This is a genomic window from Phycicoccus mangrovi (assembly GCF_018729305.1).
GTDB classification, from domain to species: Bacteria; Actinomycetota; Actinomycetes; order Actinomycetales; family Dermatophilaceae; genus Phycicoccus; species Phycicoccus jejuensis.
Window position 1 is genome coordinate 83,882 of sequence record NZ_JAHHWP010000001.1, and the last position, 22,278, is coordinate 106,159.

The window sequence follows — 22,278 nt, forward strand, 5'->3', positions numbered from 1 at the left end:
CCACCGGCTCCCAGCCGGCGTTCAGCCTTCCCGGGAACAATTCACGGTTCCGGCACGTATCGATGGGTGGCATGAGCAGCGTGGTGAGCGAGGAACCGATGGCGACGACCGCAGACCCGGCCCCGGTGGGCACGGGGACCGCGTGGGTGCCCCCGTCGTGGGAGGAGGTCGTCGAGCAGCACTCGGCCCGCGTCTACCGCCTGGCCTACCGCCTGACCGGCAACGTCCACGACGCCGAGGACCTCACGCAGGACGTCTTCGTCCGCGTCTTCCGCTCGCTGCACACCTACCAGCCCGGCACCTTCGAGGGCTGGCTGCACCGCATCACGACCAACGTCTTCCTCGACAAGATGCGCCGCAAGCAGCGCATCCGCTTCGACGCCCTCTCGGACGAGTCGGCGGCGCGCCTGCCGAGCCGCGACCTCGGCCCCGAGCAGACCTTTGCCGACACCCACCTCGACGACGACGTCCAGCGCGCGCTCGACGCGCTCTCGCCGGACTTCCGCGCCGCCGTCGTCCTCTGCGACATCGAGGGCCTCTCCTACGAGGAGGTCGCCGCGACGCTCGGCATCAAGCTCGGGACGGTGCGCTCGCGCATCCACCGTGGCCGGGCCCAGCTGCGCGAGGCGCTCGCGCACCGGGCCCCGCGCCCGCGCCCCGAGGTCTCCGCTCCCACCCGCCGCGGCCCGGTCGTCCGGCGACCCGCCGCCGGAGTCGTATGACGGCCCGCGCGGGCGTGCGGTGCCTCGGCGACGAGCTCTCGGAGTACGCCGCCGGCCGCCTCGGCGCGACCCGCGAGCAGGCCTGGGACCGCCACCTCGTCGCCTGCGAGGTGTGTCGCCACGCAGTCGGGCAGGAGCGCCGCCTGCGGGCCGCCCTCGCGGGTGCGCCGTCGATGCCGGGTGACCTGCGCCTCAGCCTGCTCGCCCTCGCGCGGGACCTCGAGCCCCCGGCCGCCCCCGCGCCGGCGGCGGCCGCCGGGCCGGACCCCCTCCGGCTGCTCGCCCCGTCCGCGCCGCCCTGCCACCGCAGCGCCCTGCGCGCCACCGTCGTGGCCGCCGCCGCGGCCGGCGTCTCCGCCGCCGCCGCCTGGAGCCTGACGGTCATCGGGACGCCCGGCGTCGTACGGCCGGCGGGTTCCCCGGCCGGGCCCGCCTCCGCGACGACGCGGGTCGTCGCCCCCCACGGGACGACGGCGTTCGCGCAGGTCAGCCTCACGACGCGCACCTCCTCGCCCGCGCCGTCCCGCCAGCAGGCACAATCGACGCCATGAGCGAACGGGACCGCGGGTCCGACGACTGGCAGCCGTGGGACCGCGAGCCCCCGAGCGGCCCGGCGACCGAGCCGGTGCCCGCCGCGGAGCCGCAGTGGGCGGGCGCCGCCGGCGCGGAGCCGACCACCGAGCTCCCGGCCGGCCCGCCCCCGCCGCCGTATCAGCCGATCAGCGGCTCGTGGGGCGCCCCGCCCGTGCCTCCGGCCGCGTCGTCCGCCCACCCCGTCTCGCAGCCCGAGCCCCGTCCCGGCCGGCGCGGACCGGGCTGGGGCGCGCTCGTCGGCGTCGCGCTCGCGACCGCCCTCGTCGCCGGCACGACCGGCGGCATCGTCGGGGGGGCGTTGGCCGACCGTGGGTCGGGCTCCTCCGGCGGCACGTCCGTCGCCGCCCCGCAGCCGGGAGCCGGTGCGACGACCCGCCCGCGTGGCTCGGTGGCCAACATCGCGGCGACCGCCCTCCCCAGCGTCGTGACGCTGCGCGTCGAGGGGGCGGACGGCGGCGCCACCGGCTCCGGCTGGGTCTACGACGACCGAGGGCACGTGGTGACGAACAACCACGTCGTCGCGGGCGCCGGCGACTCCACCATCACGGTCGTGCTCTCCAACGGCAAGCAGGTGTCCGGCAAGGTCGTCGGGCGCGACGCGTCCTACGACCTCGCCGTCGTGCGGGTCGAGGGCGCCGACCTCGCGCCGCTGCCGGTCGGCAGCTCCTCGGACGTCGTCGTCGGTGACGAGGTCATCGCGGTCGGCGCGCCCCTCGGCCTCGACTCGACCGTGACGAGCGGCATCGTCAGCGCCCTCGACCGCCCCGTCACGCCCGGCCAGCAGGACGACCAGTCGTTCATCAACGCGATCCAGACCGACGCCGCGATCAACCCGGGCAACTCCGGGGGGCCGCTGCTCGACATGCAGGGCCGCGTGATCGGCGTCAACTCCGCCATCGCCCGCGTGCCGGGCACCTCGCTCGGGGGCCAGAGCGGCAACATCGGCGTCGGCTTCGCGATCCCCAGCGACCAGGTGTCGACGACGGTCGACCAGCTGATCAGCACCGGCAAGGCCGAGCACCCGATCATCGGCGTCTACCTCGACAGCTCCTACGACGGCGAGGGCGTGCGCGTCGCCGAGGACGGGCCGAACGGCGACCCGGCGGTCAACCCCGGTGGCCCCGCCGACGAGGCCGGCATCGAGGCCGGCGACGTCATCACCGCCTTCGAGGGTCGGCCGGTCTCGGACGACGGCGAGCTCGTCGTCAAGATCCGCGCGCGCAGGGTCGGGGAGTCCGTGCGGCTGACCATCGTGCGCGACGGTCGGGAGCGGGATGTCACCATGGTGCTCCAGGGGTCGGAGTGACCCCCCGCAGCGAAGGGGAGTGACGCGGTGTTCGGCGTCAACGGGTGGGAGATCATCCTGCTCGCACTCATCGCGGTGTTCGTGCTCGGCCCGGACAAGCTGCCCGAGTACGCGGCCAAGCTCGCACGCGGCATCCGCCAGCTGCGGGTGATGGCCGAGGGTGCGAAGGACTCGCTGCGTGACCAGCTCGGCCCGGAGTACGAGGACATCGACTGGCGCCAGTACGACCCGCGCCAGTACGACCCCCGACGCATCGTCCGCGAGGCGCTGCTGGAACCGCTCGACGAGGCCGTCGCCCCGGTGCGGGGCGAGATCTCGAGCGTGCGCGACGCCGCCCGGGTGCGTCGTCCCGCGGGGGACGCGGCCGCCGCCGGAGCGGCAGGCGCTGCGGCCGGGGCGACCGCCGCGGCGGGGACCGGGTCGGGCGCGGGCTCGACGGACGCCGGCACCACCGACCTCGGCGACGGGTACGTGGAGGACGGCTACGACGACGAGTACGTGACCGTGCAGCCGTGGATGACGCCGACGGCGTTCGACCCCGCGCTGCCGACGCCGTTCGACACCGACGCGACCTGACCGGACCGGCCGGCCGCGCCGGCCGCGTCAGCGACCGACCGGCGAGAGGCCGAGCGAGCGACCCGCGAGGCCGCGCGAGCGCGTGGCGAGGCCGGAGGCGATGCCCCGCAGCGCGACCGCGGCGGGGGAGTCCGGCTCGCCGAGGACCACCGGGCTGCCCTGGTCGGCGCCGATGCGCAGGCGCGTGTCGAGGGGGATCTGGCCGAGCAGCGGCACCTCGGCGCCGATCGAGCGCGAGAGCGACTCGGCGACCTCACGACCGCCGCCCGAGCCGAAGATCTCCTCGCGGGAGCCGTCGGGCAGCTCGAGCCAGCTCATGTTCTCGATGACGCCGGCGACCCGCTGGTGGGTCTGGAGGGCGATGGAGCCGGCGCGCTCGGCGACCTCGGCCGCCGCCTGCTGCGGCGTCGTGACGACGAGGATCTCGGCGCCCGGGATGAGCTGGGCGACGGAGATCGCGATGTCGCCGGTGCCCGGCGGGAGGTCGAGGAGGAGGACGTCGAGGTCGCCCCAGAAGACGTCGGCGAGGAACTGCTGCAGCGCGCGGTGCAGCATCGGGCCGCGCCAGACGACCGGCTGGTTGCCGGGCACGAACATCCCGATCGAGATGACCTTCACGTCGTGGCTGACCGGCGGCATGATCATGTCGTCGACCTGGGTCGGCTTGTGCTCGACGCCGAGCATGCGGGGGATCGAGAAGCCGTAGATGTCGGCGTCGACGACCCCGACGCGCAGGCCCTGCGCGGCGAGTGCGGCCGCGAGGTTGGCGGTGACCGAGCTCTTGCCGACGCCGCCCTTGCCGGAGGCGACCGCGTAGACGCGGGTCAGGGAGCCGGCCTTGGCGAAGGGGACCTCGCGCTCGGCGGTGCCGCCGCGCAGCTTGGTCTTCAGGTCGGCGCGCTGCTCGTCGCTCATGACACCGAGGGTGACGCTGACGTCGGTGACCCCGTCCACGGCCGCCAGGGCGTTCGTCGTGTCCCGGGTCAGCGTGTCCTTGAGCGGGCAGGCGGCCACGGTGAGCAGGACGGTGACGGCGACGCGGCCGTCGTCGTCGCACGCGAGGTCGCCGACCATCCCGAGCTCGGTGATCGGGCGCCGGATCTCGGGGTCGATGACCTTCTCGAGGGCGGCGTGGAGGACGTCGGTGCTGACCTGCGGCATGCCCCCGAGTCTAGGTCCGCGGCGCGGCCCGGCCGTCGTCGGCCCCGGTCGGGGCGGGGGGCTGTTGCACGACGACGAGGCCCCGCTCCTCCATCTCGTCGAGCAGGTCGCGCAGCTCGCTGCGGACGAAGTCGCGGGTCGCGGTGTCCCGCATCGCGATGCGCAGCGCGGCGACCTCGCGGGTGAGGAACTCGGTGTCGGCGAGGTTGCGCTCGTCGCGCGAGCGGTCCTGCTCGAGGGCGACGCGGTCGCGGTCGGCCTGGCGGTTCTGCGCGAGGAGGATGAGCGGGGCGGCGTACGAGGCCTGCAGCGACAGGATGAGCGTGAGCAGCGTGTAGTTGAGCGACCGGGGGTCGAACTGGAGCACGGCCGGCAGGAAGGTGTTCCAGGCGAGCCAGACGACGACGAAGACGGTCATCCCGATGAGGAAGTACGCCGTGCCCATGAACCGGGCGAACTTCTCGGACAGGACGCCGAAGGCCTCCCCGGAGAACGCGGCGGGCAGCGTGAAGCGCCGCCGGCCGGCCTCGCGGGGGGTGTCGATGCGGGAGCGGCGCTCGCGCTCAGCCACGGGTCACCTCCTCGTGGGTGACGACGTCGTGGCGCTCCTCGCGCCAGTCGTCGGGAAGGATGTGGTCGAGCACGTCGTCGACGGTGACCGCGCCGAGCAGGTGCCCCTCCTCGTCGACGACCGGCATGCCGACGAGGTCGTAGGTGGCGAGCATCCGGGTCACCTGGCCCAGGCTCGCGGTGGGCGGCAGCGGCTCGACGTCCTTGTCGAGGATGCCGCCGATCGGCTGGTGGGGCGCCTCGCGCAGGAGCCGCTGGATGTGGACGACGCCGAGGAACTTGCCGGTGGGGGTCTCCAGCGGCGGGCGGCAGACGAAGACGGTGCAGGCCAACGCGGTCGAGAGCTCCTGGCGGCGGACGACGGCGAGGGCCTCGGCGATCGACGCCTCCGGGCCGAGGATGACCGGCTCGGTCGTCATGAGGCCACCGGCGGTGTTCTCGTCGTAGGTGAGGAGGCGGCGCAGGTCGGCGGCCTCGTCGGCGTCCATCTTCTCGAGCAGCTCCTCCTGACGCTCCGGCGGCAGCTCGGAGAGGAGATCGGCGGCGTCGTCGGGCTCCATCGCCTCGAGGACGTCGGCGGCGCGGGCGACCTCGAGGCCGACGAGGATCTCGACCTGGTCGTCCTCGGGCAGCTCCTCGATGACGTCGGCGAGGCGCTCGTCGGTGAGGGCGGCGGCGACCTCGGCGCGGCGGCGCGGGCTGAGGTCGTGGATGACCTCGGCGAGGTCGGCGGGCTTGAGGTCCTCGTAGGTCTCGAGCAGCTTGGCGGCGCCCTGCCCCTCGCTCGCGGTGCGCAGGCCGACGACGTCCTCGATCGTCGCGACGAACGTCTCGCCGCGGCGGCGCCCGAGCCGGCCGAGGCGGGAGGGGCGCGAGGCGTCGAGGCGCACGGCGACGCGCGTGACGTTCCAGCCGCGCTGGCCGAGCTGCTCGATGCCGACGTCCTGCACGGTGGCCGTCGCGATGTCGCCGTCCTCGGTGCGGACCTGGACGGTGCGCTCGAGGAGCTCGGCGACGACGAGGGTCTCGTTGGGGCGCTGCTCGAAGCGGCGCATGTTGACCAGGCCGGTGGTGATGACCTGACCGCCCTCGACGGAGGTGACGCGGGTCATCGGGACGAACACGCGACGGCGGCCCGGCACCTCGACGACGAGCCCGATGGCCCGCGGGCGGGCCCGGCTGGCGCTGAACGTGACGACGACGTCGCGGACGCGGCCCACCTTGTCGCCGAGCGGGTCGAAGACGTCCAGCTCGGACAGGCGGCCGACGAAGGCCCGGGTCGGCGTGCTCACGTCCGACAGGCTATCCGCCGCCGGAGGGGGTCGTGGACGGCTCGTCCGGGGTGTTGCGTCGGGCGCCGGCCCGGCCGCGCCAGTGCCAGGGCCGCCACCGTGCGGTCGCGGGTGGTGCCGGTCGCACGGGGGTCGCACCGCTGCTCGTGCCATGGTGGCCGGGCTGCTCGCCGGGGCGGCCGTGCGGGGTGAGGACGTGGAGGGTGTCGTGCGCCCGCCAGCGCTCGAGGACCTCCTCGGCGCTGCCCGGTGCGTTGAGCCGTTCGGGCCGCAGCACCGCGGCGGCCTGCTCCCACGCGTCGGTGCCCGGCTCGAGGACGCGGGCGGTGGCGTGGACGGTGAGGAGGCGGCCGCCGGTGTCCTTGCTGCGCAGGACCAGCTCGACCTCGTCGGGCAGCCACGGCAGGTGCTGCTCACCGGGGCCCGACACGACGTAGGCGGCCGGGCCGGTGCCCCGTTCGTCACCGTCGTCGTGCCAGACGTGCCACACCGGGTACGTCGAACCGTCCGGGAGGCGGACCCACAGCAGCCCCGACTTGGAGGCGGCCTCGTCGAGCAGCCTCGTCACGTCGACCCGCGGCCGGGCGGGCGCGGCGGGGGCCGTGGCGGCGTCGGTGGTCGCCTCGTCGGACATGTCCAGCACTCTCCCACAGCATCCGCTCGTCCCGGCTGCTCCGCATCCCGGTGCAGTCGGGACGAGCGGTCGTGGTGCGTCCCGCCGGTGCCGTCTCGCCCTGCCGGTGCGACCTCGCCCTACCGGTGCGACCTCGCCCCGCCGTTCCGCTCCCGCCCGGCCGGGGGGTCACACACCCCGGCACGGCGAATCCCGAGCGGCACGGCGAGACGACGGCGGTGGGGCTGCGAGGAGTCGGGCAGGAGGGGCGACAGTAGGCGGTCCTGCATCTGGTGAGTGGACGAATTCCTTTCTGCTGAGGGCGAACCGAGCCGCGTAGTCCTTTGCTTGTCGAACACGTGTTCGGTACACTGAGGCATGGACACCGAGACTTTCTCCCGCCGCATCGCGGCGCTGCGCGAGGAGTGCGCGCGGCTGGGGGCCGAGCTGGTCGAGGGTGGCCATTCGCTGTCGTCGGAGGAGGCGTTCGCGCTCGCGGGGGAGCTGCAGGGTGTCGTGAACGCGGCCGAGGGGGTCACGGCGGTGGCGGGTGCGTGGGGTGCTCGGGTGGAGACGACGGTGCGGTCCGGGTCGTGGGAGCGGGTGCACCCGGTGGGGTTCGTCGACGCGATGGCCGCGACGCGAATGTCATTGGCGACGGGTCTGACCGAGGGGGTCGCGGGTCGGAAGGCGGCGCTGGGGGCCGCGCTGGGTGAGCGGTTCCCGCAGGTGCGTGACCTGCTGATCGAGGGTGCGGTCGCGGTGGTTAACGTGCAGAAGGTCGTCGACGCGTGCGCGGGGCTGGACGTGCAGGCGTGTGTGCGGGTCGATGCCGACGTGGCGCCGCGGCTGGCGGGGATGGATCCCTCCCGTGTCACCAGTGAGGCGCGCAGGGTGGCGACGCGGGTGGCGGCCGACCAGGTCGCGGCGCACGTGGCCCGGACGCGCAAGGGGCGCCGGGTGGAGGTGTGCCCGGGCGAGGACGGGCTGACGGACTGGTTCGCCTCGTTGCCGACGGCGACGTCCTCGGCGATGTGGGCGGCGGTGGAGGAGCTGGCCGGGGACTACCGGCAGGTCGACGACGCCCTGTCGGTGCCTGAGTCCCGCGCGGACGCGCTGGCCGACCTGGTGCTGCGCAACGTGCGTGTCTCGGCGCAGGTGACGCTCGGGGTGCCCGTGGTCACGGACCGGCCGGCGCCGGAGCAGGTGTCGGGGACGTGGTTCCGGGTGGAGTGGGACGACGAGGACACCCTCGTGGACGCCACGACCGGTGAGATCGTCCGGTACGGCGACCTCGACCCGGACTCGCGCGAAGCACTGTCGTGGCTGGAGGAACCGGCCGACGACCCGAGCGACCGCAGCGTCCTGCAGGCCGAGGTCACGCCCGGGTACGCGGTGTCGGGGACGCAGCTGCCGGGTCTGGGCTGGGTCGACCCGGCAACCCTCGCGAACCTGCTGAAGCTGTTGCCGTTCGAGGTCGCGCGCGCGGTCCTCGAGGCCGACACCGGGACCCTGGCCTCGCTGACCACCGGGGCGTACAAGCCACCGAAGGCGATCAGCGAGTTCGTCAAGACGAGGGACGGGACGTGCCGGATGTGGGGCTGCACCCGCCCGGCCGAACACTGCGACCTCGACCACGTCCGTCCCTGGCCCACCGGCCAGACCACCCCGACCGGGCTGGCGGACCTGTGCCGCCGGCACCACCGCTTCAAGCAGCAAGGCCGGTGGCGACCCCACCTCGCCCCCGACGGCACCGTCACCTGGCACGGCCCCGACGGCGCCACCCGCACCACCGAACCCCAGCACCGCACCACCGGCTGACCCGCGCCCCGGACCGCCGACGTCCGGCCGCCCTGTCATGGCAACCCGGCGAGGCGAGACGACCACGGCACCGCGAGCCCGCGTCGACCTCGCCCGGCCGCCCCGATCTCGCCTGGCCGTCCTGTCATGGCACCTCGGCGAGGCGAGACGACCACGGCGCCGCGAGCCCGCCCCGACCTCGCGCTGCCGCGGTGTGGGTCACACCGTGACGTGGCTCATGCGGAGCGGACCCGACCCGCTGCTAGCGTCCGACGCGACCGTGCACCCCGCCTCGGAAGGCTCGACGATGCGCAGCGCCAAGGACTTCTTCGCCCCCCTCGCCGTGGGGGCGCCGACGCCGCTCCGGGAGGTGCCGGCCCGGCCCAGCCGGATGATCCACTTCTTCGACCCGAGCAACCCGAAGATGGCCGCGAAGGTGCCCGACATGGTCGGCACCGTAGACGTCCTCCTCGGCAACCTCGAGGACGCGGTCAAGGCCGAGAACAAGGAGGCCGCCCGCCAGGGGCTCGTGGACATCGCGCGGGCCACCGACTTCGGGGACCACACCCAGCTCTGGACGCGCGTCAACGCCCTCGACAGCCCGTGGGCGCTCGACGACCTGACCACGCTCGTCACCGAGATCGGCGACCGGCTCGACGTCGTCATGGTCCCGAAGGTCCAGGGTCCGGAGGACATCCACTACGTCGACCGGCTCCTCGCGCAGCTCGAGGCGAAGGCCGGCGTCACGCGCCCGATCCTCGTCCACGCCATCCTCGAGACGGCCCGCGGCATGGCCAACGTCGAGGCCATCGCCGGTGCGAGCCCGCGGATGCAGGGCATCAGCCTCGGGCCGGCCGACCTCGCCGCCGACCGCCGGATGAAGACGACGCGCGTCGGCGGTGGCCACCCCGGCTACCTCGTGCGCCAGGACCCGGTCGACGGCGACGTCGAAGGAGCTCGGTCGGTCTTCCAGCAGGACCTGTGGCACTACACGATCGCGCGGATGGTCGACGCCTGCGCGATGCACGGGATCTTCCCGTACTACGGCCCCTTCGGGGACATCAAGGACGTCGTCGCCTGTGAGGACCAGTTCCGCAACGCCTTCCTCCTCGGCTGTGTCGGCACGTGGAGCCTGCACCCGGTGCAGATCGCCATCGCCAAGAAGGTCTTCAGCCCGTCGGCCGACGACGTCGCGCACGCCCGCCGGGTACGGGCCGCGATGGGCGACGGCACGGGCGCGGTGATGCTCGACGGGAAGATGGAGGACGACGCGAGCCTCAAGCAGTGCCTCGTCATCCTGGAGCTCGCGGACCGCCTGTCCGCCAACGACCCCGAGCTCGCCGAGCTCTACGCCGAGGGGAGCGACGCATGAGCGAGGCCTACCGCCCCCGCCGCTCCGTGCTCTACATGCCGAGCAGCAACGAGCGCGCGCTCGAGAAGGCGAAGACGCTGCCGGTCGACGGGCTGATCCTCGACCTGGAGGACGCCGTGGGCCCGCACGACAAGCCGCAGGCCCGCGAGAACGCCTGCGCGGCAGCCGCATCCGGAGAGTACGGCCACCGTGAGGTGACCATCCGAGTCAACGGCCTCGGCACCGAGTGGCACGACGCCGATCTCGAGGCCGCCTGTGCCGCAGGCCCGGACGGCATCGTCGTGCCGAAGGTCGGCTCGGCCCAGGAGGTCCGCGACCTCGTCGCCGCGATGGAGCGTCACGGCGCCCCGGACCGCACCCGCCTCTGGGCGATGGTCGAGACCCCCGGCGCCGTGCTCGACGCCCGCGAGATCGCCTCCGCGTCGGACCGGCTCGCCGTCCTCGTGCTCGGCACCAACGACCTCGTCAAGGAGCTCCAGGCCCGGTTCGTCCCCGGGCGCGCGCCCCTGCTCGGCGCCCTCTCGACGGTCCTCCTGGCGGCCCGCGCCGCCGGCGTCGCCGTCCTCGACGGTGTCTACAACGACGTCAAGGACGCCGAGGGCTTCGAGGCCGAGTGCCGGCAGGGCCGCGACCTGGGGTTCGACGGCAAGACGCTCATCCACCCCGGGCAGGTCGACCCGTGCAACGCCGTGTTCGCCCCGAGCGCCGTGGACGTCGAGGACGCCCGCGGGCTGCTCGACGCCTGGGATGCCGGTGCCGGCCGCGGCGTCGTCACCTACCGCGGCCGGATGGTCGAGAACCTCCACGTCGAGGTCGCCCGGCGGGTGCTGGCGGTCGACGAGGTCGTCCGCTCGCGCTGACGCCGAGCGGCCACCCCGGCCTCAGGCGGTGCGGACCGTCTGGGCGTCGCGGTAGGCGGCCTCCGCCGCGGCCCACGGCCCGCGGCGCCCGGCGAGCGACGGGACGAGCGGGAGGAGGTCGGCCGAGAAGGCCACGCTCGCCTCGCGGGGCAGGAGCGAGGGCAGGTTGTCGACGGCGATGACGTCGAGCGCCGGGGTGTCGGCGACCCGGCGCGCCGGCTCCTCCCACGACGTGATCGACGTGTTGACCGGGACGAGGTTGTGCTCGGAGGTGACGTCGCACGTGACGTCGGCGACGACGCGCAGCGCGCGCTCCGCGTCGAGGTCCTCGGGCCGCACGAACGCCTCCTGCGGCGTCGTCGAGAGCACGCAGTTGACGAGGAGCTCGTGCTCGAGGATCGCCGCGTGGTCGAGCTCGCGGGTGTCCTCGCGGTCCCAGCCGTCGAGCACGGTGCCGGCGGCCACGAGCGCGTCGAGGGCGCCGATGCCGCTGCGGCCCTGGGCACCGATGACGAGCGCCGACATCCCGTCGGCACCGGCCGAGCGCACGAGGGCGTCGAGCTCGGCCTTCTCCATCGGGTGCAGCGGCTCGAGCCGGCCCCGGGCGGCGAGGACGCCGAGCGAGGCGCCGACGTACCCGGCCCAGTAGCCGAAGGCGATGACGCGCCGGCCGTCGACGGTCAGGTACTCGAGGTCGAGCAGCGTGCCGCCGCCGGCGGTGAAGCGGCGCAGCAGCGCGCCGGCCCCCTCCTGCCCCTTGTAGGCGTGACCGAAGAAGATGTGGGTGTGCCGCAGCTCGGTCGGGGCGTCCGGGAGCTCTTTGATGCCGAGCACGTACGCGTCGTCCGGCGCGTCGACCCACGACCCGGCCGGCGCGACCTCGCAGCCGCCGGTGCGGTAGGCCTCGATGCCGAAGACGCGCTGCGGCGACTCCTCGACGGTGACCCGGACGCCGTCCGCGACGAGGCGCGCCGCGTCGTGGGGGACGAGCGGGGCGCGGCGCTCGGTGGAGCGGGTCTCGTGGCGCAGCCACAGGTGCGGGGACGACATGGTGCTCATTCTCCCGGGTAGACGACGCCGAGCTGGTGGCGGACCTCGTCCATGACCCCCATGGCCCGCCGGGTGGCCTCCCAGGGGACCGACCACGTCTCGCTCCGGCCCTCGGCGACGGCCCGGGCGACCTCGGCCGCCTCGTAGCGGAAGCCGTGGTCGGGGTGCTCGGGCTCGAAGGTGTCGACGAGCGTCCCCTCGGGGTCGAGCAGCCGCACGGTGCTCGCCGAGCCGTAGAAGTGTCCGGGCCCGGTCAGCTCGAGGCGCCCGGCCGCACCTGCCACGAGGGCGGCGCACGGCGTCGCGGCGGCCATCGTCGAGGTCATCCGGGCGAGCGTCGACCCCTTGACCGAGCTGATGCCGACGGTGACGTCGACCCCCTCCGGGCTCAGCGTCCCCCGGGCCGCGACGGCGCCGAGCTCGCCGACGACGTGGTCGACGAAGTGGACCGGGTAGACCCCGAGGTCGAGCAGCGACCCGCCGGCGAGCTCGGGGTCCCAGAGCCGCCGGGGACCGTCCGGCCAGAGGTGCTGGCCGTGGTCGGCCTGGACGAGCACGACCTCGCCGAGCGTGCCGGCCTCGATCGTGCGGCGGACGACGTCGTACTGGGGCAGGTAGCGGCTCCACATCGCCTCCGCGGCGAGCAGGCCGCCGGCCTCCGCGGCGGCGAGCACCTCGTCGGCCTCCTCCCGGTTGCGCGTGAAGGCCTTCTCGACGAGGACGTGCTTGCCGGCGTGCAGGGCCATCAGGGCGTGCGTGTGGTGCTCGCTGTGCGGGCTGGCGACGTAGACCGCTTCGACGGCCGAGTCGGCCACGAGCTCCTCGTACGAGCCGTACGCGCTCGCGACGTCGTGCCGCTGCGCGAACTCCTGCGCCCGCTCGGCCGACCGGGACCCGACGGCCACGACGCTCGAGCGGGTGCCCGCGCGGACGGCGTCGGCGAAGACGTGGGCGATGCCACCCGGCCCGATGACGCCCCAGCGCAGCGGGGGCGCCTCGAGCGGGTCGGGGGTCGTCGGCGGGGCGAGGGAGAGCGGCGACGGCATGGGTGCACCCTAGGCGCTCGCACCCCCGTCGAGCACCGAGCGGATCCAGCGCAGCTGCGGGCCGCCGTGGTCCCGCCAGTAGTCGCCGGTGTGCCCGCCGTCGTCGATGGTCACGCGCGCCGACGGGAGGGCCTGCCCGAAGGCCCGGTTCGCCGCGGCGAACGGGTCCTCGCGCCCGCAGTCCATCCGCACGGGGATGCGCTCGAGCACCCGGCGGCGCCCCGCGGCGAAGACGTCGTGCCGCTCGAAGTCCTCGCGGTCGTCGAAGGCGCCGGGGGCCGCCGCGCCCGGCGAGGTCCACAGCGCCGCGCTCATCGGCGCGACGGCCGCGACCCGCGCCGGCCCGAGCTCGCTGGCCAGGAGCAGCGAGCCGTAGCCGCCCATCGACCAGCCGAGGAACGCGACCTGCTCGGTCGCGCCGTACTCCTCGGCGACGAGGGGGAGGAAGTCGTCGGTGACCATCGCGCCGGAGTCCGTGCCGTCGTCGCGCCGGTGCCAGTACCCGTTGCCGCCGTCCACCGCCGCGACCGCGAGCCCCGTGGCGGCGACGTCCTGCCCCAGGTGGAGGAGGTCGAGCGCCTGCTCGCCGTGCCCGCCCTTGCCGTGGAGCACGACGACGGGCGCGCGCAGCACCGGCCGGTCGCGCGGCATCGCGAGGACCCACGGGAGGTCGCGCCCCGGCACGTGGCGCGAGCGCAGCGTGCCGCGGCGGACCTCGACGTCCCCGCCCGAGCAGCCCGCCAGCACGAGCGCCGCGGCCGACACGGCCCCGGCGACGACCTGGCGGCGGGACGGGCTGGGCACGACGTCAGGCTAGGGCGGGAGCCGGGAGACGCGTCAGAACCGCGCCGTCGCCTCCGCGACGAGGTCGCCGACGAGCTCGCCCGCGTCGACCTCGAGCCCGCGCCGGGCGAACCACGTGACCATCGTCGTCGCGTCGCGCTCGAGGAACTCGAAGCCCTGCGGGTTGCCGATGACGTCGACGACCTGCGGCCAGTCGATGAGCACCAGGCGCTCGTCGTGGACGAGGACGTTGTACGGGCTGAGGTCGCCGTGGGTCCAGCCGTGGTGGGCGAGCGTGAGCATCACCGACCGCAGCTGCTCGAAGAGGTCGCGCAGCAGCGCGGGCTCCGGACGCGTCTGGACCAGGCGCGGCGCCGCGACCGGCGTCGGGCCGTCGGTGCTGCCGACGAACTCCATGAGCATCTCGGACTCGTCGAGCTGGACGGGGTAGGGGACCGGCAGGCCGAGCTCCCAGAGGGAGCCGAGCGCGGCGAACTCGGCGGCCGCCCACTGCCCGGCGATCACCTGCTTGCCGAAGTCGGTGCGCCGGGCCATCGCGCGCGCCTCGCGGCTCTTGCGGACCCGGCGTCCCTCGAGGTAGCCGGCGTCGCGGTGGAAGAGGCGGTGGTCGCCGCTGCGGTAGCGCTTGGCGGCCATCGTCGAGACGGTGCCGGAGCCCGGGAGCCAGCGGCGGACGACGTGGACGTCGGCCTCCTTGCCGGTCTTGAGGACGCCGAGGTCGGCGTCGACGGCGCCGAGCGCGGTGACGACCCAGCCCGGCCGGGGCTTGGGCCCGTGGGTCGCGCCGTCCCAGGAGGACCAGCGCTCGCCCTCGGGCGGGGCGTCAGGAGAGGTGTCGGTGGAGAAGGCTGTCTGCTTCTCCGGCAGGTGGAACGGCATGTGTGCCAACGGGGTGCTCCTGTGCGAGGAAGGGGATCGGGGCCGGGGTGCGGCCCGGGACAGTCATGGACATGTCGGCCTCCTTCGTCGTGCGGGAGCACGCGGGGTGCGCGTTCGGACCCCAGCGTGCGGCAGTCGTCCCCGGCGGCGCCACTGCTTTTCCCGGGCGGCCGGGGCGTGGGCGGCGTCACACGGTGGGGGGACTCACAGTCGACGGCCGTTCCGGGGCGCGGCTGCCGCAGGCACACTGATCCGCGACACCACCGACCCACGCGAAGGCGGCGATCCGCGCATGTCCCGACTCCAGACCACCGACGGTCTCACCGAGGAGCAGCACGAGCTCATCAAGCTGGTCCGCGAGTTCGTCGACGAGCAGATCCTCCCCGTGGCCACCGAGCTGGAGCACAAGGACGAGTACCCGACGCAGATCGTCGAGGGCATGAAGGAGATGGGGATCTTCGGGCTGATGATCCCCGAGGAGTACGGCGGCCTCGGCGAGAGCCTCCTCACCTACGCGCTCGTCGTCGAGGAGATCGCCCGCGGCTGGATGAGCGTCAGCGGCATCATCAACACCCACTTCATCGTCGCGTACATGCTGCTCCAGCACGGCACCGAGGAGCAGAAGCAGCGCTACCTGCCGCGGATGGCGACCGGCGAGGTGCGCGGGGCGTTCTCGATGAGCGAGCCGGGCCTCGGCTCCGACGTCTCCGCCATCCGCACCAAGGCGGTGCGCGGTGAGGACGGCGGCTGGACCATCGACGGCCAGAAGATGTGGCTGACCAACGGCGGCTCGGCCAACCTCGTCGCGGTGCTCGTCAGGACCGACCTCGGGGAGTCCTCGAGCCCGTACAAGAACATGACGACCTTCCTCGTCGAGAAGGAGTCCGGCTTCGGCGAGACCGCGCAGGGCGTGACCGTGCCCGGCAAGATCGACAAGATGGGCTACAAGGGCGTCGACACGACCGAGCTCGTCTTCCAGGGCCACCGCACGACCGACGCGCAGGTCCTCGGCGGGGTCCCCGGCAAGGGCTTCTACCAGATGATGGACGGCGTCGAGGTGGGCCGCGTCAACGTCGCCGCCCGCGCCTGCGGCCTCTCGCGACGGGCGTTCGAGCTCGGCATCGCCTACAGCCAGCAGCGCGAGACGTTCGGCAAGAAGATCGCCGAGCACCAGGGCATCCTCTTCCGCCTGGCCGACATGGCGACGAAGGTCGAGGCGAGCCACCAGATGATGGTCAAGGCCGCGCGGCTCAAGGACGCCGGCCAGCGCAACGACCTCGAGGCGGGGATGGCGAAGTACCTCGCCGCCGAGAACTGCGCCGACGTCGTCGAGCAGTCCTTCCGCATCCACGGCGGCTACGGCTACTCCAAGGAGTACGAGATCGAGCGCCTCTACCGCGAGGCGCCGATGCTGCTCATCGGCGAGGGCACGGCCGAGATCCAGAAGATGATCATCGGCCGCCGCCTCCTCGAGGACTACAAGGCCCGCTGACCCTCGGCACCGGCGCCTCTGCCCAGCGGGCGTCCAGCCCGCGTCCAGCCGGCGGTGACAGACTGGGGGCATGAGCACCCAGCCGATGCGCCCGGGCCTGCGCGCCGCCCTGTCGCTGGAGTACCCGATGAGCCTCGGGGTCCACGACACGTACGAGGAGGCGCAGAAGGCCGTCGACTACCTGTCCGACCACGAGTTCCCGGTCCAGGACGTGATGATCGTCGGCACCGACCTCAAGCAGATCGAGCGCGTCACCGGCCGGCTCACCCAGGGCCGCGTCATCGGCGCCGGCGCCCTGTCGGGCATGTGGCTCGGTCTGTTCGTCGGGACGATCTTCGCGGTCTTCGACCCGAGCGGCTTCAACATCGTCTCGATCATCTCGACGGTCCTCTTCGGTGCCGTCTTCGGGATGGTGTGGGCCTGGTTCGGCTACCGGCTGACCCGTGGCCAGCGCGACTTCACCTCGGTCAGCCAGGTCGTCGCCGCGAAGTACGAGGTCCTCGTCGAGCACCGGCACGTGACCCGCGGCCGCGAGCTGCTCGCCCAGATGGACCCGATGAAGGCCGCGCAGGAGCAGGTCCGCCAGGCCCAGGAGGCCGAGCGGGCCCGGCTCGCGACCGAGCACCCCGCGCAGCCCCAGCAGCCGCCGCAGGCCTGACGCGGCGGGTCGGGCGCGCGTAGCCTCGGCCCATGGCCGACGACCGTCCCGACCTCGCGCCCCTCGAGGGACCCTTCCGCTCCGTCCTCTGCGTCGTGGCGCACCCGGACGACATCGAGTACGGCACGGCGGCAGCCGTGCACCGTTGGGTGGGCGAGGGGGCGCACGTCGCGTACTTCCTCCTGACCCGCGGCGAGGCCGGCATCGACACGATGTCGCCCGAGGAGGCCGGTCCGGTGCGGGAGGCCGAGGAGCGCGAGAGCGCCCGTCGGGTCGGGGTCGACGTGGTCGAATTCGCCGGCTGGTCCGACGGCGCCGTCGAGGCCGGGGTGCCGCTGCGCCGCGAGATCGCCGCGGCCATCCGTCGGCACCGGCCCGACCTCGTCGTCGGGCAGACCTGGGCGGAGTTCTTCGGGCCGAACATGGTCAACCAGGCCGACCACCGCGCGGTCGGGCTCGCGACGCTCGACGCCGTGGCCGACGCCGGCAACCGCTGGCTGCACCGCGACCTGCTCGAGGAGGGCCTCGAGCCGTGGGCCGGCGTCAAGGTCGTCGCCGTCGCCGGATCGCCCTCGCCGACGCACGTCGTGGACGTGTCAGGCGAGCACTTCGAGGCCTCCGTGCACTCGCTCGAGGCGCACGCGGCCTACAACGCGGCGCTGCCCGACGACTTCCCGTCCCCGCGCGACCTGCTCCAGATGATCCTCGGCGGCGGGGGCGAGGCGGCCGGCGTCGAGCACGCGTGGACCGCGCAGGTCGTCATCGACCGACGCTGACGCCGTGGCCGTCGTGCGCCGGTTGACCGACGTCTCGGTCGGGGCCTGGCTCGTGGACCGGCTCGACCGCCGGTCCGAGCGCTTCGGGACGGCCGGGTCCGTGGTGCCCACGGGACGAGCCGGAGGAGGGGAGCATCCCGGCCGCGACGCTCGAGGCGGTGCTGCGGCACTGTCCCGCGGTGGGGGACGTCGTGCACGCGGTGTGGTTCGGCTTCGGATGGGTCGACCCGCCCGAGCCGCTGCTCGTCGGCAACATGCGCGACTACGCCCTGTTCGCCGGCCAGCGCGAGGCGGTCACCGAGTGGCCGGGGATGGACACCCCGTGGCGGCAGAGCGCGAACTACGTCTGGCCGGCCGACCGGTCGTGGTGCGTGGCGACCGAGATCGACCGGGACTTCACCCTCGTGGCGTGCGACGACGCCGTGGCCGACGCCCTAAGGGCCGACCCCGACCTCGAGACCTACGACGTCGCGGAGACCGACGACCTCACGTGGGCCGGGGACCGCGTCAACGGCCCTGGACGCGCCTGACCCAGGCCTCGACGTCCGCCGAGCTGCGCGGCATCGCGTCCGACAGGTTCTCGCAGCCGTCCTCGGTGACGAGCACGTCGTCCTCGATGCGCACGCCGATGCCGCGGAAGCGCTCGGGGGCCTTGAGGTCGTCGGCCTTGAAGTAGAGGCCGGGCTCGACGGTGAGGACCATCCCGGGACGCAGCTCGGCGTCCATGTACTCCTCGCGGGTGGCGAGGGCGCAGTCGTGGACGTCGAGGCCGAGGTGGTGCGAGGTGCCGTGCACCATCCAGCGGCGGTGGTACTGGCCGTGCTCCTTGTCGAGGCTGTCCTCGACCGAGACGCCCTCGGGGAGCAGGCCCCAGGCGTGGAGGTGCTCGGCGATGACGCGGATCGCGGCGGCGTGGACGTCGGAGAACTTGTTGCCCGGCCTCACGGCGGCGATGCCCGCCTGCTGGGCGGCGTACACGGCGTCGTAGATCTCGCGCTGGGCGTCGGTGTAGGTGCCGTCGACGGGCAGGGTGCGGGTGATGTCGGCGGTGTAGAGGCTGTCGACCTCGACGCCGGCGTCGATGAGCACGAGCTCGCCGGCGGTGACCTCGCCGGTGTTCTTGATCCAGTGCAAGGTGTTCGCGTGGTCGCCGGCGGCGCAGATCGAGTCGTAACCGACCCCGTTGCCGCGGTGGCGGGCGGTCAGCCCGAAGGTGCCCTCCAGCCATCGCTCGCCGCGGGGGTCGCCGACGGCGTCGGGGAGCGCGGCGATCATCGCCTCGAAGCCCGCGTGGGTGGCCGCGACCGCCTCGCGCATCTGCTCGACCTCGTAGTCGTCCTTGCACAGGCGCATGAGGGAGACCTCGTGGGCGAGGGCGTCGTCGGACTCCTGCAGGCCCTCCTCGGCGGCCCCGTTCGCGACGCGGGCGGCGTCGAGGCGGGCGGTCAGCTCGTGGTCGGCGTCACGGACGACGCGGACGGTGACCTCGCCGGCGTCCTTGGCGACGGCGTCGACGAGACCGTCGACGTGCCGCGCCGTGAGGCCGAGCTCGAGCTCGACGTCCTCGAGGGTCGGCCGGGCGCCGACCCAGAACTCGCCGTAGCGGGCGTCGGCGAAGAACTCGTCGCTGTCGCGGTCGGCGAGCGGGCGGAAGTACAGGACCGCCTCGTGGCCGCCGTCCTCGAGCGGCTCGAGGACGAGCACGGCGTCCGGCTCGCGGTCGGCCCCGAGGCCGGTGAGGTAGGCGAAGGCGGTGTGCGGGCGGAAGACGTAGTCGGTGTCGTTGCTGCGGACCTTGAGCCCGCCCGCGGGGACGACGAGCCGCTGCTTCGGGTAGGCCGCGCTCAGCACGGCGCGGCGCGCGGCGGCCGGGGCCGCGGCGGGCGAGGGTCCCGTGACGGTGGGGCGGCGCGGCGCCCAGTCCTCGCGGATGAACGCCCGCAGCTCGTCGGTGGTCGCCCGGGCGCGGTTGTCGGCCTGCTTCTGCTCCTCGCTCACCCACCCCATGCTGCCACGGCCGCCCGACCGCCCGACCCGTGGCGCAGCGTTTGCGGCCTCGGAGCGCACGTTGCGACACTCTGCCGGTGACAGCAGAGCAGGCGGCGCACGGCCACGGGGCCGGCGCCGGGCAGACCCTCGCGGACCGGTTCCGCGAGCACTTCGGCCACCGGGACCACCTCTACGGGGTGCTCCTCGCCGAGATGGCCGACGACTGGGAGGACGAGGGCGTCACCCGCGAGATCTTCGAGGGCTGGGAGCACTCGGAGGCGCGCCAGTTCGTCCAGCTGCGCCTGCTCGCCGGGCTCTTCCGCATCGTCCTGCGCGGCGACGCCCCGCAGCTCGTGCCGTTCTACCCGGTGCTCGGCGGCGACGCCGACCCGGAGGAGGCCTGGGCCGCCGTCCGGCCGGTGCTCGCCGCGCACGTCGTCGAGCTGAGGGACAGTCTCGACGACGCGCCGCAGACCAACGAGCCCGGTCGGGCCGTGGCGCTCCTCGTCGGCATCTCGGAGGCGGTGCGGCGCACCGGCCTGCGCAACGTCCGGCTGCTCGAGCTCGGGGCGTCGGCCGGGATGGGCCTGCAGGTCGACCGCTACCGGTTCGAGGGCGACGGCTGGAGCGCGGGCCCCGAGGACGCACCCCTCGTCATCGACGCCTGTGGCGCAGCGGGGTTCGACCCGCAGCCGTTCGAGGTCGTCGAGCGGCGGGGGTGCGACCTGGCGCCGGTCGACGTGTCGACGGAGGAGGGCGAGGCGTACATGCGCTCCTTCGTCTGGCCGTGGATGCTCGACCGCCACCTGCGGTTCGACGGGGCCCTCGAGGTGATGCGCCGGCACCCGGTCACCGTCGACGCCGCGCCGGCCGGCGCGTGGCTCGCCGAGCAGCTGGCGGCCGCCCCGGCGGAGGGGGTGCTGACCGTCGTCTGGCACTCGGTGACCCGCGTGTACTGGGCGGTCGAGGAGGCCCGGGCGGTGGAGTCGGCGATGGTGGACGCCCGGCGCCGCATGCCGCTCGCCCACGTGTCGATGGAGACCCCGTGGGCGGTCTGGGAGTCGGCCGTCGCGCGGCCCCTGCCGCGGATGCCGCGCATCGAGCTCGACGGGGTCCTCCTCGGCACCTGCGACCACCACGGGCCCCCGGTGCAGCTCGAGCGTCGATGACGCCGCGGCTGCCGCCCGTCAACCTCGCCCGTGCGTGCCTCGGCCCGGCGCCGCACCGGCCGGCCGACGGGCTCGGGCTCGTCGTCACGCACGACCTCGACGACCCGTCGGCGGGCGAGGAGCGCTGGACCTGGGGCGAGCTGGCCGACGCGGTACGCGCCGTCGCGACGGGATTGCTGGACAGCGGGATCCGGCCGGGGGACCGGCTCGTCCTGCGGCTCGGTGACACGAGCGACTTCGCGCTCGCGTTCTTCGGTGCGGCGGCTGCGGGCATCGTGCCCGTCCCGACGTCGGACCAGCTGACCGCCGACGAGGTCGCGTTCGTCGCCGCGGACTGCGGTGCGGTCGCCCTCGCGGTGGCGCCGGGCCTCGAGGTGGCCACCGGCCTGCCGGTGGTGGGACCGGAGGACCTCGGCCGCTGGCGGGCCGGTGGCGCTCGGGCGGACTGGGCCGCGACGGCGGCCGACGACCCCGCGTTCCTCGTCTACACGTCGGGGACGACCGGTCGCCCCAAGGGCGTGCTCCACGCGCACCGGTCGGTGCTCGGGCGGCGGCCCATGTACGACGGGTGGCTCGGCATCGGGCCCGCGGACGTCGTGCTCCACGCCGGGTCGTTCACGTGGACCTACACGCTCGGGGTGGGCCTCACCGACCCCTGGGCCGTCGGAGCCACGGCGGTCGTGCACAGCGGACGTCGCGACCCGGCAGCATGGCCTCGGCTCGTGGAGCATTGCGCCGCAACGGTCTTCGCAGCGGTCCCGGGCGTCTACCGGCAGCTGCTGGCCCGGTGGCCGGGTGGTCCGCTCGGTGCACCGGACGGTCCGCTGCGCTCGCTGCGGCACGCAGTCACGGCGGGGGAGGCGCTGACCCCGGCGCTGCTGGAGGAGTGGCGCTCACGGACCGGGCTCGAGCTGTTCGAGGCGCTCGGGATGAGCGAGGTCTCGACGTTCGTCTCGTCCGGGCCGTCGACACCGGTGCGGCCCGGCAGCCCCGGGCGGGCGCAGCCCGGGCGGCGCATCGCCGTGCTGCCGGTCGACGGAGGGGAGGAGGCGCTGCCGGTCGGTGAGGCGGGGCTGCTGGCGGTGCACCGCAGCGACCCGGGGCTGATGCTCGGCTACTGGCGGCGTCCGGACGAGGACGAGTCCGCCTGGCGCGGAGACTGGTTCGTCAGCGGTGACCTCGTCCACCTCGACGCCGACGGCTACGTCCGCCACCACGGCCGGGCGGACGACGTGATGACCTCGATGGGGTACCGGGTCTCGCCGCACGAGGTCGAGGCCGTCCTGGCGCGCCACCCCTCTGTCGGCGAGGTCGCGGTGACGGAGGTGCCCGTACGCGACGGGGTGCGCGTGATCACGGCGTTCGTCGTCCCGGCGGTCGACGAGCACCCGGACGAGCAGGTGCTGCTGGCCTTCGCCGCCGAGCACCTGGCCCGCTACAAGTGCCCGCGCGCCGTCCGGGTCGTCTCGCGGCTGCCGCGCACGCCCAACGGCAAGGTCGTGCGGCGGTCGCTCGCCGACGATCGAGAGTCGCTGTCGTAGAACGACTC

The 22,278-nt window shown here is 74.2% G+C and carries 22 protein-coding genes; 13 read left to right on the forward strand and 9 right to left on the reverse strand.

All coding sequences use genetic code 11. The features are described 5' to 3' along the window. Positions 1-98 precede the first annotated feature (98 nt). The 4 genes from sigE to KMZ30_RS00405 are packed head-to-tail and all read left to right on the forward strand — an operon-like array spanning position 99 to position 3,198. Positions 99-722, forward strand: a complete 624-nt coding sequence (gene sigE, locus KMZ30_RS00390; protein ID WP_215513856.1) for an RNA polymerase sigma factor SigE — start codon at positions 99-101, stop codon at positions 720-722. Continuing rightward, positions 719-1,273, forward strand: coding sequence for an anti-sigma factor family protein (locus KMZ30_RS00395; RefSeq protein WP_215513790.1), 555 nt, complete (start codon positions 719-721; stop codon positions 1,271-1,273). The genes sigE and KMZ30_RS00395 overlap by 4 nt, the downstream gene beginning before the upstream one ends. After that, the gene (locus KMZ30_RS00400; RefSeq protein WP_215513789.1) at positions 1,270-2,622 is read left to right on the forward strand and encodes a S1C family serine protease; all 1,353 of its coding nucleotides are present in this window, start codon (positions 1,270-1,272) and stop codon (positions 2,620-2,622) included. The genes KMZ30_RS00395 and KMZ30_RS00400 overlap by 4 nt, the downstream gene beginning before the upstream one ends. Positions 2,623-2,649: 27 nt before the next feature. Further along, entirely contained in the window at positions 2,650-3,198 is a 549-nt protein-coding gene (locus KMZ30_RS00405; RefSeq protein WP_215513788.1) for a twin-arginine translocase TatA/TatE family subunit, read from the forward strand. Between the two features lie 27 nt (positions 3,199-3,225). Here KMZ30_RS00405 and KMZ30_RS00410 read toward each other — a convergent pair whose 3' ends face one another. Genes KMZ30_RS00410 through KMZ30_RS00425 form a run of 4 tightly spaced genes read right to left on the reverse strand, consistent with a single transcriptional unit; the run spans position 3,226 to position 6,855 of the window. Next, positions 3,226-4,359 (reverse strand): Mrp/NBP35 family ATP-binding protein, encoded by a 1,134-nt coding sequence (locus KMZ30_RS00410; protein WP_215513787.1) that lies wholly within the window; start codon positions 4,357-4,359, stop codon positions 3,226-3,228. 10 nt (positions 4,360-4,369) lie between these two features. Then, entirely contained in the window at positions 4,370-4,930 is a 561-nt protein-coding gene (locus KMZ30_RS00415) for a DUF1003 domain-containing protein (protein ID WP_215513786.1), read from the reverse strand. Beyond that, on the reverse strand, positions 4,923-6,221 hold the full coding sequence (locus tag KMZ30_RS00420) for a magnesium transporter MgtE N-terminal domain-containing protein (RefSeq protein WP_215513785.1): 1,299 nt from the start codon (positions 6,219-6,221) through the stop codon (positions 4,923-4,925). Before KMZ30_RS00420 ends, KMZ30_RS00415 begins: the two co-directional genes overlap by 8 nt. Before the next feature lie 10 nt (positions 6,222-6,231). Next, positions 6,232-6,855 (reverse strand): hypothetical protein, encoded by a 624-nt coding sequence (locus KMZ30_RS00425; RefSeq protein WP_215513784.1) that lies wholly within the window; start codon positions 6,853-6,855, stop codon positions 6,232-6,234. A gap of 357 nt (positions 6,856-7,212) precedes the next feature. Here KMZ30_RS00425 and KMZ30_RS21960 point away from each other — a divergent pair, with 357 nt between their 5' ends. From KMZ30_RS21960 to KMZ30_RS00440, 3 genes are all read left to right on the forward strand, one after another. Next, the gene (locus KMZ30_RS21960; RefSeq protein ID WP_215519834.1) at positions 7,213-8,655 is read left to right on the forward strand and encodes an HNH endonuclease; all 1,443 of its coding nucleotides are present in this window, start codon (positions 7,213-7,215) and stop codon (positions 8,653-8,655) included. Between the two features lie 286 nt (positions 8,656-8,941). Continuing rightward, complete coding sequence (locus tag KMZ30_RS00435) at positions 8,942-10,006, forward strand: HpcH/HpaI aldolase/citrate lyase family protein (RefSeq protein ID WP_215513782.1); 1,065 nt, start codon at positions 8,942-8,944, stop codon at positions 10,004-10,006. Next, positions 10,003-10,866 (forward strand): HpcH/HpaI aldolase/citrate lyase family protein, encoded by an 864-nt coding sequence (locus KMZ30_RS00440; RefSeq protein ID WP_215519835.1) that lies wholly within the window; start codon positions 10,003-10,005, stop codon positions 10,864-10,866. The genes KMZ30_RS00435 and KMZ30_RS00440 overlap by 4 nt, the downstream gene beginning before the upstream one ends. Before the next feature lie 21 nt (positions 10,867-10,887). Here KMZ30_RS00440 and KMZ30_RS00445 read toward each other — a convergent pair whose 3' ends face one another. The 4 genes from KMZ30_RS00445 to KMZ30_RS00460 are packed head-to-tail and all read right to left on the reverse strand — an operon-like array spanning position 10,888 to position 14,645. Continuing rightward, positions 10,888-11,916 carry a saccharopine dehydrogenase gene (locus tag KMZ30_RS00445; RefSeq protein ID WP_215513780.1) on the reverse strand — a complete coding sequence of 343 codons (1,029 nt, stop codon included), beginning with the start codon at positions 11,914-11,916 and terminating at the stop codon, positions 10,888-10,890. A 5-nt stretch (positions 11,917-11,921) separates the two neighbouring features. After that, the gene (locus KMZ30_RS00450) at positions 11,922-12,962 is read right to left on the reverse strand and encodes a Gfo/Idh/MocA family protein (RefSeq protein WP_215513779.1); all 1,041 of its coding nucleotides are present in this window, start codon (positions 12,960-12,962) and stop codon (positions 11,922-11,924) included. A 9-nt stretch (positions 12,963-12,971) separates the two neighbouring features. Next, a complete protein-coding gene (locus KMZ30_RS00455) occupies positions 12,972-13,766 on the reverse strand; it encodes an alpha/beta hydrolase (protein ID WP_215513778.1) in 795 nt (264 codons plus the stop codon). A 33-nt stretch (positions 13,767-13,799) separates the two neighbouring features. After that, entirely contained in the window at positions 13,800-14,645 is an 846-nt protein-coding gene (locus KMZ30_RS00460) for a serine protein kinase RIO (protein ID WP_215513855.1), read from the reverse strand. 292 nt (positions 14,646-14,937) lie between these two features. Here KMZ30_RS00460 and KMZ30_RS00465 point away from each other — a divergent pair, with 292 nt between their 5' ends. The 4 genes from KMZ30_RS00465 to KMZ30_RS00480 all read left to right on the forward strand — a co-directional run bounded on the left by KMZ30_RS00465 (position 14,938) and on the right by KMZ30_RS00480 (position 18,101). After that, positions 14,938-16,137, forward strand: a complete 1,200-nt coding sequence (locus KMZ30_RS00465; protein WP_215513777.1) for an acyl-CoA dehydrogenase family protein — start codon at positions 14,938-14,940, stop codon at positions 16,135-16,137. Positions 16,138-16,207: 70 nt separating this feature from the next. Continuing rightward, a complete protein-coding gene (locus tag KMZ30_RS00470) occupies positions 16,208-16,795 on the forward strand; it encodes a YflT domain-containing protein (RefSeq protein WP_051750731.1) in 588 nt (195 codons plus the stop codon). 32 nt (positions 16,796-16,827) lie between these two features. After that, complete coding sequence (locus KMZ30_RS00475) at positions 16,828-17,571, forward strand: PIG-L deacetylase family protein (protein ID WP_215513776.1); 744 nt, start codon at positions 16,828-16,830, stop codon at positions 17,569-17,571. Between the two features lie 179 nt (positions 17,572-17,750). Further along, complete coding sequence (locus KMZ30_RS00480) at positions 17,751-18,101, forward strand: hypothetical protein (protein ID WP_215513775.1); 351 nt, start codon at positions 17,751-17,753, stop codon at positions 18,099-18,101. Here the strand turns inward: KMZ30_RS00480 and KMZ30_RS00485 are convergent. After that, positions 18,079-19,569, reverse strand: a complete 1,491-nt coding sequence (locus tag KMZ30_RS00485; protein WP_215513774.1) for an aminopeptidase P family protein — start codon at positions 19,567-19,569, stop codon at positions 18,079-18,081. The genes KMZ30_RS00480 and KMZ30_RS00485 overlap by 23 nt on opposite strands. An 86-nt stretch (positions 19,570-19,655) precedes the next feature. Here KMZ30_RS00485 and KMZ30_RS00490 point away from each other — a divergent pair, with 86 nt between their 5' ends. Both KMZ30_RS00490 and KMZ30_RS00495 read left to right on the forward strand, forming a co-directional pair. Beyond that, on the forward strand, positions 19,656-20,729 hold the full coding sequence (locus KMZ30_RS00490) for a DUF2332 domain-containing protein (protein ID WP_308279826.1): 1,074 nt from the start codon (positions 19,656-19,658) through the stop codon (positions 20,727-20,729). Continuing rightward, positions 20,726-22,270: a class I adenylate-forming enzyme family protein gene (locus KMZ30_RS00495; RefSeq protein WP_215513773.1), complete on the forward strand. Its 1,545-nt coding sequence runs from the start codon at positions 20,726-20,728 to the stop codon at positions 22,268-22,270. Before KMZ30_RS00490 ends, KMZ30_RS00495 begins: the two co-directional genes overlap by 4 nt. Positions 22,271-22,278 lie beyond the last annotated feature (8 nt).